An 11010-nucleotide genomic window follows, 5' to 3' on the forward strand; every position below is an offset into this window, starting at 1 on the left:
GCTATGAGGATCTGTCCTAGACTGATGACCGATGGGTCCGTTCCAAAACAAAAACCCCGCAAAAAATCTAAACTTTCCGACTCTGCCATTGGTCCAGTTTTAAGGTAAGGCGAGCACACACGCTTCACAGCACATGCCCGTCCATCCAATCTTTTTTCGCAATCCGTGCAACTGGCATACGCCTTGCCAGTTTGTACAGTGCTTGTGCGCCTGGCCGCAGGATGCGGCCAATCGGAGCTAGTGGCAGCGGGCCATTAGCCGACCAACAAAATGGGAGTGCATTATGATCAGTGCCGCAGTAGATACTCAGGGAGAGCGTTTCAGTCAGCCTGCAGGGGGGCCTACGTCGTTGGCCGACCTGCCAAGCTCTGTGCGGCCGATCGTGAGTCACAACCCGAATCGAAAGAAAGTGCTGTTTGTCACGTCCGAGTTTGCTGACCTGGTGAAAACCGGTGGCTTGGGCGACGTCTCCGCGGCCCTGCCCCGTGCCATGGCTCACCTGCATGATGTGCGCGTGTTGATCCCCGGCTACCCGCAGGTCATGGAAAGCGACAACCCGATCCACATCATCGGTGAACTGGGCGGCCATGCCGCGCTGCCGCCATGCAAGATCGGGCGTATGGACCTCAAGGACGGCCTTGTCATTTATGTGTTGATCTGCCCCGAGCTCTACGAGCGTGAAGGCACGCCTTACGGTGCCAACAATGGCCGCGACTGGCCGGACAACCATATCCGCTTCGCCCGCCTGGGCCTGGCCGCCGCCGACATCGCCGCCAACCTCGCACAGATTCACTGGTGCCCGGACTTGGTGCACGCCCACGACTGGCCTGCTGGCCTGGCCCCGGCGTATATGCACTGGCGTGGGTCACGTACGCCGACCCTGTTCACCATTCATAACTTGGCCTATCAAGGTGTGGTCAGCCTGGCCTCGACGCCAGAGCTGGGTATCCCGCCCCACGCCCTGCAGCAGGAAGGCATGGAGTTCTACGGCAAGATGTCGTTCCTCAAGGCCGGCATGGCTTATTCCAGCCATATCACCACGGTGAGCGCCACCTACGCCCAGGAAATCACCACCCCGGAATTTGGCTGCGGCCTCGACGGTTTTCTCGCCGCCAAGACCCAGCAAGGCCTGCTCAGTGGTATCCCCAACGGTATTGATGAAAGCTGGGAAACCTCCACCGACGAGCACCTGACGCACAACTTCAATATCGGCGACTGGGAAGGCAAGGCAATCAATGCCGCCCACGTGCGCGAATTGTTCGGTCTGCACGATTCCACCGGCCCGCTGTTCGCCGTGGTCTCGCGTCTTGTCTACCAAAAAGGCCTGGACCTGACCGAAGCGGTGGCTGGCTTCATCGTTGAGAACGGCGGCCAGATCGCAATCATCGGGCGCGGCGAACCGGAAGAAGAACAGGCCATGCGTGAACTGGCCCTGCGCTTCCCGGGCCAAGTCGGCGTGCGCATCGGCTTCAACGAAACCGACGCGCGCCGCATGTTTGCCGGCAGCGACTTCCTGCTGATGCCATCGCGCTACGAGCCCTGCGGCTTGAGCCAGATGTACGCCCAGCGCTTCGGCTCACTGCCTGTGGCACGCAATACCGGCGGGCTGGCAGACACTATCGAAAATGGCGTCACCGGGTTCCTGTTCAATGAATCCACGGTGGAAAGTTATGAAGAAGCCCTGAGCCGCGCGTTCAAGGTCTTCGCTTTCCCAGGCCTGCTCAACGCCATGCGTTGCCGTGCCATGACCCAACCGTTCAATTGGTGCCAGGCAGTCGAACCCTACGCCGAACTCTACGAACAACTTGTGGCCAAGGCCCTGGGGAAATCAGTCAAGTAATCAAGGGAGGCCTCTATAGATGCCGTTACGGACTCTAGAAACCTGGCCCCACGGCGCAATCATGCTGGACGCGCAACACACGCGTTTTGCCTTGTGGGCGCCAGACGCGTTTTATGTCAGCGTTGAATTGGAAGACGGCAAATCAGTTGCCATGCTGCCGCAGGCAGAGGGCTGGTTTGAAGTAGAAATAAAGTGCCCGGCGGGCACGCGCTACCGCTACAACATCGACGGGGAAAAAGACGTGCCCGACCCCGCATCCCGGGCCCAAGCGTGCGATGTGCACGGTTGGAGCCGGGTGGTTGACCCCCTAGCCTATAAATGGCGGCACAGCCAATGGCAAGGTCGCCCGTGGCATGAGGCGGTGATCTACGAGCTGCATGTCGGCGCAATGGGAGGCTACGCCGGCGTGGAGAAACACCTGCCACGCCTGGCCGAGCTGGGCGTCACGGCCATTGAGTTGATGCCCTTGGCGCAGTTCCCCGGCGAACGCAACTGGGGCTACGACGGGGTTCTACCCTACGCGCCCCATTCTTCGTACGGCACGCCTGAGCAGCTCAAGCACTTGATCGACAGCGCTCACGAGCACGGCCTGGCCGTGATCCTCGACGTGGTCTACAACCACTTCGGTCCTGACGGCAACTACTTGGGTCAATACGCCCAAGGCTTCTTTCGCGAAGACGTGCACACCCCCTGGGGCGCGGGGATCGATTTCGAGCGCCGCGAGGTGCGCCACTTTTTCCTCGACAACGCACTGATGTGGCTGATGGAGTACCGCTTCGACGGCCTGCGCCTGGATGCCGTGCACGCCATCGACAATCCCGGTTTCCTGCAACAACTGGCACAGCGTGTGCGCCAGCAGGTCGACACCGGTCGCCACGTTTGGCTGGTGCTGGAGAACGAATTCAACCAGGCCAGCCTGCTGGAGCATGATTTCGATGCACAGTGGAATGACGACGGCCATAACGCGCTGCACGTGCTGCTCACCGGTGAAACCGACGCCTATTACAGCGACTTCGCCGCAGACACAACAGCCAAGCTGGCGCGCTGCCTGGGCGAAGGGTTCATCTACCAAGGCGAGACCACACGCCATGGCCACACCCGTGGCGAACCCAGCGCGCACCTTCCACCCAGTGCCTTTGTGCTGTTTTTGCAGAACCACGACCAGATCGGCAACCGCGCCTTGGGCGAACGCCTGCATCAACTGTGCTCGCCTCAGGCACTCAAGGCCGCGACCACGTTGCTGCTGCTGTCGCCGATGATCCCGCTGATGTTCATGGGCGATGAAGTCAACGCCAAAGAGCCCTTCCTATTTTTCACCGACCACCACGGCGAACTGGCCGAAGCGGTACGTGAAGGCCGGCGCAACGAGTTTGCCGACTTCGCCGCGTTCCAGGATCCCGAGCGACGCGAACGCATCCCTGACCCCAACGCCCTGCCTACCTTCCAGCAATCAAACCCGACATTTACCGACAGCGAACAGGCGCAGTTCTACCGCCAACTGCTGAGCCTGCGCCATCGCCACCTCGTGCCGCACCTGCCCGGCAGTGTGGCGCTGGGCGCGCAAGTGCTGGCGGACGGCGCTGTAACAGCCCGCTGGCGATTGGGCAATGGCAGCCTGTTGCAGATCGACCTGAACCTCAGTGCCACGCCCGTGAATCATCCGGCGCCGGAGCACCTACTTTTTGCCACGCCTGCTGAGCAAGGCGCGCAACTGCCGCCGTACAGCGCGCGCGTCAGCCTTTCCCCTGTTGGAGAACACCCTTGAGTGAAGCGAACCTGGAAATCCTCGCCAGCCGCGCAGGCCTGGCCGTCGATTGGATCGACGCCAACGGCCGCCCGCAACGCGTGACACCCGATGCCCTGCGCGCTGTCCTCAAAGGCCTCGGTCATCCGGCCGACAGCGACGCAGAGATCAATACCAGCCTGCTGGAACTGGAGCGGGCGCAACAAGACAAACACCTGCCGCCCTTGATGACGGTCGACAGCGGCGACGGCCTTGACTTGGCGCACTACTTCGAACCCGACACCCTGTGCCGTGTCAGCCTGGAAGACGGCGAAACCCTGGACCTGCGCCTGGACGGCGCCGCCGTGCTGCCGGGCATCATCGCCCTGGGCTACCACCAGGTGCACATTAACGACCAGACCTTCACGCTGGCCGTCGCCCCCACTCACTGCTACAGCGTCGCCGACTCGGTCGACAGCCAGCCCGCCCGCGCCTGGGGCCTGAGTGCGCAGCTGTACTCGCTGCGCCGTCTGGGCGATGGTGGCTTCGGCGACACCCTGGCCCTGGAACACCTGGCCCGTTCTGCCGCCGAGCGCGGCGCCGATGCCCTGGCAATCAGCCCGATGCACGCGATGTTCAGCGCCGACACAGGGCGCTACAGCCCCTATTCGCCGTCCAGCCGTTTGTTCCTCAACAGCTTGTATGCCTCGCCCGGCTGCATCCTTGGCGAACGTGAAGTGCGCAACGCCATCGACGCCCTTGGTCTGGAGGATGAGCTGCACGCACTGGAGCAACACACCCTGATCGACTGGCCCGCCGCCGCCAAGGCCAAGCAACGCCTGTTGCGCGCGCTGTACGAAGACTTCCGCCACGGCCAGCATCCGCAACATGCCGATTTCCTGAGTTTCCGCCAGGCCGGCGGTGAAGCCCTGGAAAATCACTGTCGCTTTGAAGCGGTGCAAGCTGTGCGCGCGGCTGCCGGCGAAGCGCTCGACTGGCGCCACTGGCCGCAGGAGTGGCGTACCCCGCAGAGCCCGGCGCTGGCGAAGTTTGCCGAGGACAACCGAGAAGAGATCGGCTACTTCGCCTTCACCCAATGGCTGATCGCCCGCTGCCTTGAGCGCGCGCAACAAGCCGCCAAGGGCAGTGGCATGGGCGTTGGCTTGATCGCCGACCTGGCGGTGGGAGCTGACGGCGGTGGCAGCCAGGCCTGGAGCCGCCAGGATGAACTGCTGGCCAACCTGACCGTGGGCGCGCCGCCGGACATCCTCAACCGTGCGGGCCAGGGCTGGGGCATTTCCGCGTTCTCGCCGGAAGGCCTCCAGCGCAATGGGTTCCGCGCATTTATCGAGATGCTGCGCGCCAACTTCGCCCATGCCGGTGGTTTACGCATCGACCATGTGATGGGCCTGCAACGCCTGTGGGTCATCCCCATGGACGCATCCCCTCGCGAAGGCGCTTACCTGTATTACCCGGTGGACGACCTGTTGCGTCTGTTGGCGCTGGAATCTCACCGCCATCAAGCCATCGTCCTCGGTGAAGACCTCGGCACTGTGCCCGACGGCCTGCGCGAAAAACTCAGCAGCCGCTCTATCCTGGGGATGCGTGTGCTGCTCTTCGAGCAAGGCCACGATGGTCAGTTCACGCCGATTCTCGACTGGCCGAACAACGCCCTGGCCACTACCAGCACCCACGATTTGCCCACGCTCAATGGTTGGTGGCACAGCCGCGACATCGATTGGAACATCCAACTCGGCCTGATCGATGCGCCCACCGTGGAGCAATGGAGCGAACACCGCCTGCGCGAACGCCAGGCCCTGCGCCAGGCCTTGAGCCAGGACCCGCAGAACTTCGTTGACGAGATCCGTAACGAAACCGACCACATGATCGACGCCAGCGTGCGCTACCTCGGCCATACCCGTGCGCCGTTGGTGCTGTTGCCACTGGAAGACGCCCTGGGCGTCGAAGAACAAGCCAACCTGCCCGGCACCACCGATACCCATCCCAATTGGCGCCGACGCCTGGCGGGTGAGGCTTCAAGTTTGCTGGACAATGCCGGAGCCGCGCGCCGCCTTGAACTATTGGCCGTCGCGCGCAACCAGGCCTATGAGCGTGACCGATGAAGACACTGCCCCTGCGCGCCACCCAGCGCCTTCAATTTCATAAAGGCTTTACGTTGGACGATGCGGTGCCGCTGGTGCCGTATTTTGCCGAGTTAGGCATCAGCCATCTTTACGCTTCGCCCCTGCTAAGCGCCCGCGCCGGGTCCATGCACGGCTACGACGTGGTCGACCCGACCCGCGTCAATCCGGAACTGGGCGGTGAACCCGCCTTGCGCCGCCTGGTCGCCGCCCTGCGTGAACACGACATGGGGCTGATCCTCGATATCGTCTCCAACCATATGGCCGTTGGCGGTGCCGATAACCCGTGGTGGCTGGACCTGCTGGAGTGGGGCCGCCTGAGCCCGTACAGCGAGTTCTTCGACATCCAGTGGCACTCGCCCGACCCGCTGCTCAAGGGTCAACTGTTGATGCCGTTTCTGGGCAGCGACTACGGCGAAGCGTTACAGACCGGCACCCTGACATTGCATTTCGATGCGGTCCACGGCGCATTTTATGTCGAGCATTACGAGCATCGCTTCCCGATCTGCCCACGGGATTACGCGTTGATCCTGGGCAGCGATGAAACGCTCAAACCCCTGGCTGACCGTTTCGCCGCCCTCGCCTATCAGGACGACACCTACGCCGAAGCCGCCTGGCTCAAGCAGGCACTGGCCGAGCGGGCGACTGAGGTCCTGGCGGCTATCGAAGACCGCTTGACCCAGTTCGATGGGCGCCAACCCGAGGGTTTCAACCGCCTGCATCAGTTGCTCGAACAACAGGCCTACCGTCTGGCGAGTTGGCGCACGGCGGCAGACGATATCAACTGGCGGCGCTTCTTCGACGTCAATGAGCTGGGTGGCCTGCGCGTAGAACGCACGGCGGTGTTCGAGGCCACCCACGGCAAGATTTTCGAACTGATCAGCGAAGGTTTGGTGGATGGGTTACGTATCGACCATATCGACGGCCTGGCCGACCCGCGGGGTTATTGCCGCAAGCTGCGTCGCCGAGTGGACGCCCTGGCACCTGGGCGGCACTTGCCGATCTTTGTCGAGAAGATCCTCGGTGAAGGCGAAACCCTGCGTGAGGATTGGTGTGTGGACGGCACCACCGGTTATGAATTCATGGACCAACTGTCCTTGCTGCAACACCAGCCGGACGGCTTTGCACCGCTGGCCGAGCTGTGGACACGCCATACCGAACGGCCCTCAGCGTTTATCGAAGAAGCCCGTCTGGCCCGCCAGCAGATCCTCAACGGCTCGTTGGGCGGGGACTTTGAAAGCGTCGCCCAAGCGCTCCTGCAAGTGGCCCGCGACGATGTGATGACCCGCGACCTGACCCTGGGTGCGATTCGCCGCGCCCTGCAGGAACTGATCGTGCACTTCCCGGTGTACCGCACTTACATCAGCGCCTTGGGCCGCAGCGCCGCCGACGACGCGGTGTTCCAGCAGGCCATGGACGGTGCCCGCACCACCTTGAGCGAGGGCGACTGGCCGGTGCTGGATCACCTCGAAAAATCCCTCGGCGGCCAGCCTTGGCGCCAACGTCCGGTGGGCCGTGAGCGCAAGATCCTCAAGCATGCCTGCGTACGCTTCCAGCAACTGACCTCGCCCGCGGCCGCCAAAGCCGTGGAAGACACCGCGTTCTATCGCTCAGCGGTGCTGCTGTCGCGTAATGATGTGGGCTTCAGTACTGAGCAGTTCAGCGCACCGTTGACCGAATTCCATTCGATCAACCAACAGCGCTTGGAAGCCTTCCCGGATAACCTGCTGGCCACCGCCACCCACGACCACAAACGCGGCGAAGACACCCGCGCTCGACTGGCAGTGCTCAGCGAGTGCGCCGACTGGTACGTGGAACAGGTTGAGCAGTGGCGCACCCTGGCAGCACCGTTACGCAGCGATGCCGACACGCCGTCGGCCGGTGATGAGCTGATCCTCTACCAAGTGCTGCTGGGCAGTTGGCCGCTGGACCAGGGTGATGACTTCGACGGCTATCAACAACGCCTCTGGCAGTGGCAACAAAAGGCCCTGCGCGAAGCCAAATTGAACAGCAGTTGGAGTGCGCCCAACGACGCCTACGAACAAGGCGTGGAAGCGTTTCTGTCGCGTCTATTGCTCAGTGAAGAAGGTCGCACGTTGCGCACCGCAATTGCGGCGGCTGCCCAGGCGATTGCCCCGGCCGGGGCGCTCAACGGGCTGGCGCAATCCTTGCTTCGCATGACTGTGCCGGGTGTACCAGACCTGTACCAGGGCGCGGAGTTCTGGGACTTCAGCCTGGTGGATCCGGACAACCGTCGTCCGGTGGATTTCAGTGCACGACAACGGGCACTCGAGACCCCAACGGACATCGGCGAACTGTTGTTCAACTGGCGTGACGGGCGCATCAAACAGGCGGTGATTGCCCAGGTGCTGGCCTTGCGCAAGGCCCAGCCTGAGCTGTTTCGCAACGGTACCTACACACCGCTGGAAGTGGTCGGCCAGCATGCCGAGCGGGTGGTCGCATTCTGTCGCGAACACCAGGGCAAACGCCTGCTGGTAGTGGTTCCACGCTGGTCACATCACTTGCTGGAGAACGGTGTGTATCCCCAGATCAATGCGCAGGTTTGGGGCGATACGCTGCTGAAATTACCGTTCGCCGCACCAACTCAAAACTGGAAGGGACTTTTTCATACAGGCGCAGTCACACCAGACAAGGAGCTGTTGATCAGCACTGCCCTGGGGGATTTCCCGGTCAATGTCTTTATCAATCCTGATGATCAAGAAAGCTGAAAATTTTCTGTGAGGAGCATTGTGATGAGTACTGAAGACAAACGCATACGCGAACTGGCGCATCAGATCTGGGAGTCTGAAGGTAAGCCCCATGGTGAAGATGCGCGCCACTGGGAGATGGCGCGCAAGCTGGCCGAAGCCGAAGCGCTGACGCCGAGTAAACCCAAGGCTGGCGCCAAGCCGAAGGCCGCGCCCAAGCCGCCCGCCAAAGCCAAACCGCCGGCTCCGGTTGCCAGCAAGCCGACACCTCCTGCGGCGAAAAAGCCCTCGGCTCCGAAAAAGCCAAAGCCTTAATCCTATCAACCGCCTGCCGACGCGTTCGGCAGGCGGTTACTTCATCACACTGATTGTGAGCTGAACGTTCGTCAGCCTGGCGGCGTTCGGCCTGAAAAAAGACCCTTGCAGGAGCAACTTGAATGAGCAAACCCGACAAAAACCAAGCGACGCAGGAACATGAACCGTCGCGGATTCGCGAAGGTTTGCCCTTCCCGCTCGGTGCCACCTGGGACGGCCTGGGTGTCAACTTTGCGCTGTTTTCGGCCAACGCCACCAAGGTGGAACTGTGCCTGTTCGACGACGCCGGCGAAGTAGAGCTGGAGCGCATCGAGCTGCCGGAATACACCGACGAAATCTTCCACGGTTACTTGCCCGATGCCCATCCAGGACTGATTTACGGTTATCGGGTATACGGCGCCTACGATCCGGCCAATGGTCATCGTTTCAACCACCACAAATTGCTGATCGACCCCTACGCCAAACAGCTGGTAGGTGAGCTTAAATGGTCCGAAGCACTGTTCGGCTACACCATCGGCCATCCCGACGACGACCTCAGTTTCGACGAGCGTGACAGCGCGCCGTTCGTGCCCAAGTGCAAGGTCATCGATCCGGCACACACCTGGGGTAACGACCAGCCGGTGCGGGTGCCATGGGACCGTACGATCATTTATGAAACCCACCTGCGCGGCATCAGCATGCGTCACCCCTCGGTGGGTGAATCCGTGCGCGGCACGTGCGCCGGGTTGATGGAAGACGATGTGCTCAAGCACATTCGCCAGTTGGGTATTTCGTCGGTGGAGCTGCTGCCGGTGCACGCCTTCGTCAACGACCAGCACCTGCTGGAAAAAGGCATGACCAACTACTGGGGCTACAACAGCATCGCGTTCTTTGCCCCCGACCCGCGCTACCTGGCCAGCGGCAAGATCGCCGAGTTCAAGGAGATGGTCGCGCACCTGCACGAACAGAAGCTGGAAGTGATCCTCGACGTGGTCTACAACCACACCGCCGAAGGCAACGAGCGCGGTCCGACCCTGTCCATGCGCGGCATCGACAATGCCTCGTACTACCGCTTGATGCCTGACGACAAGCGCTTCTACATCAACGATTCCGGCACCGGTAACACCCTGGACTTGAGTCACCCGTGCGTGCTGCAAATGGTCACTGACTCCTTGCGGTACTGGGCCAACGAGATGCATGTCGACGGTTTCCGCTTTGACCTGGCAACGATCCTTGGCCGCTATCGCGATGGTTTCGACGAGCGCCACAGTTTCCTCGTGGCCTGCCGCCAGGACCCGGTACTGCGTCAGCTCAAACTGATCGCCGAGCCTTGGGACTGCGGCCCGGGCGGCTATCAAGTGGGCAATTTCCCACCGGGCTGGGTGGAATGGAACGACCGTTTCCGCGATACCGTGCGCGCATTCTGGAAAGGCGACGACGGCCAGCTCGCGGACTTCGCCGGGCGCATGACCGCCTCGGGCGAGATGTTCAATCATCGCGGTCGCCGCCCGTACAGCTCGGTGAATTTCATCACCGCCCACGACGGTTTCACCCTGCATGATCTCGTGTCGTACAACGACAAGCACAACGAAGACAACGACGAGAACAATCAGGACGGCAGCAACAACAACCTGTCCTGGAACCACGGCGTTGAAGGTCCCACCGACGACCCGGAAATCAACGCGCTGCGCCTGCGCCAGATGCGTAACTTCTTCGCCACCCTGCTGCTGGCCCAAGGCACGCCGATGATCGTCGCCGGTGACGAATTCGCCCGAACTCAGCACGGCAACAACAATGCCTATTGCCAGGACAGCGAGATCGGCTGGGTCAACTGGGAACTGGACGATGACGGCAAGTCGCTGCTCAAGTTCGTCAAACGCTTGATCAAGCTACGCTTGGCCTACCCGATCCTGCGACGTGGACGCTTCCTGGTCGGCGACTATAACGAAGACATCGGCGTGAAGGACGTAACCTGGCTCGCACCCGACGGCAACGAAATGACCACCGAACAGTGGGAAGACAGCCACGGTCGCTGCCTCGGCATGTTGATGGACGGCCGCGCCCAGGAAACCGGGATTCGTCGCGCCGGTGCCGATGCGACCTTGTTGCTGGTGGTCAACGCGCACCACGACATGGTCAATTTCCGCCTGCCGCCAGTGCCCGAGGGTGAGTTCTGGACCTGCATGCTCGATACCAATGACACCGCAGTACGCGGTCAGGAACGCTTTGATTTTGAACATGAATACGCGGTGACCGGCCGCTCGCTGTTGTTGTTTGAACTGCAGCGCGAAGACGAGGTGTGAG

6 protein-coding genes are annotated in these 11010 nt (G+C 61.8%); all 6 read left to right on the forward strand.

What is annotated here, in order from left to right:
- Positions 1-283 precede the first annotated feature (283 nt).
- The 6 genes from glgA (at position 284) to glgX (ending at position 11009) form a co-directional block, all read left to right on the forward strand.
- Complete coding sequence (gene glgA / locus G9Q84_RS13490; RefSeq protein WP_081797612.1) at positions 284-1840, forward strand: glycogen synthase GlgA; 1557 nt, start codon at positions 284-286, stop codon at positions 1838-1840.
- A gap of 19 nt (positions 1841-1859) precedes the next feature.
- Positions 1860-3605, forward strand: a complete 1746-nt coding sequence (gene treZ / locus G9Q84_RS13495) for a malto-oligosyltrehalose trehalohydrolase (protein ID WP_032885254.1) — start codon at positions 1860-1862, stop codon at positions 3603-3605.
- Positions 3602-5686, forward strand: a complete 2085-nt coding sequence (malQ, locus tag G9Q84_RS13500; protein ID WP_032885256.1) for a 4-alpha-glucanotransferase — start codon at positions 3602-3604, stop codon at positions 5684-5686. Before treZ ends, malQ begins: the two co-directional genes overlap by 4 nt.
- On the forward strand, positions 5683-8433 hold the full coding sequence (locus tag G9Q84_RS13505) for a malto-oligosyltrehalose synthase (RefSeq protein WP_181643516.1): 2751 nt from the start codon (positions 5683-5685) through the stop codon (positions 8431-8433). Before malQ ends, G9Q84_RS13505 begins: the two co-directional genes overlap by 4 nt.
- A 24-nt stretch (positions 8434-8457) precedes the next feature.
- Complete coding sequence (locus tag G9Q84_RS13510) at positions 8458-8727, forward strand: DUF2934 domain-containing protein (RefSeq protein ID WP_095184657.1); 270 nt, start codon at positions 8458-8460, stop codon at positions 8725-8727.
- Between the two features lie 122 nt (positions 8728-8849).
- Positions 8850-11009, forward strand: coding sequence for a glycogen debranching protein GlgX (gene glgX / locus G9Q84_RS13515; protein ID WP_032885261.1), 2160 nt, complete (start codon positions 8850-8852; stop codon positions 11007-11009).
- The last annotated feature ends 1 nt before the right edge of the window (position 11010 follow it).

It is taken from the genome of Pseudomonas sivasensis, from assembly GCF_013778505.1.
Lineage (GTDB): Bacteria > Pseudomonadota > Gammaproteobacteria > Pseudomonadales > Pseudomonadaceae > Aquipseudomonas > Aquipseudomonas sivasensis.

Bases quoted from the DNA above. Each gene is read 5' to 3' on its own strand.
- glgA (WP_081797612.1), top strand. From the start codon at position 284: ATGATCAGTGCCGCAGTAGATACTCAGGGAGAGCGTTTCAGTCAGCCT.
- treZ (WP_032885254.1), top strand. From the start codon at position 1,860: ATGCCGTTACGGACTCTAGAAACCTGGCCCCACGGCGCAATCATGCTG.
- G9Q84_RS13505 (WP_181643516.1), top strand. From the start codon at position 5,683: ATGAAGACACTGCCCCTGCGCGCCACCCAGCGCCTTCAATTTCATAAA.
- G9Q84_RS13510 (WP_095184657.1), top strand. From the start codon at position 8,458: ATGAGTACTGAAGACAAACGCATACGCGAACTGGCGCATCAGATCTGG.
- glgX (WP_032885261.1), top strand. From the start codon at position 8,850: ATGAGCAAACCCGACAAAAACCAAGCGACGCAGGAACATGAACCGTCG.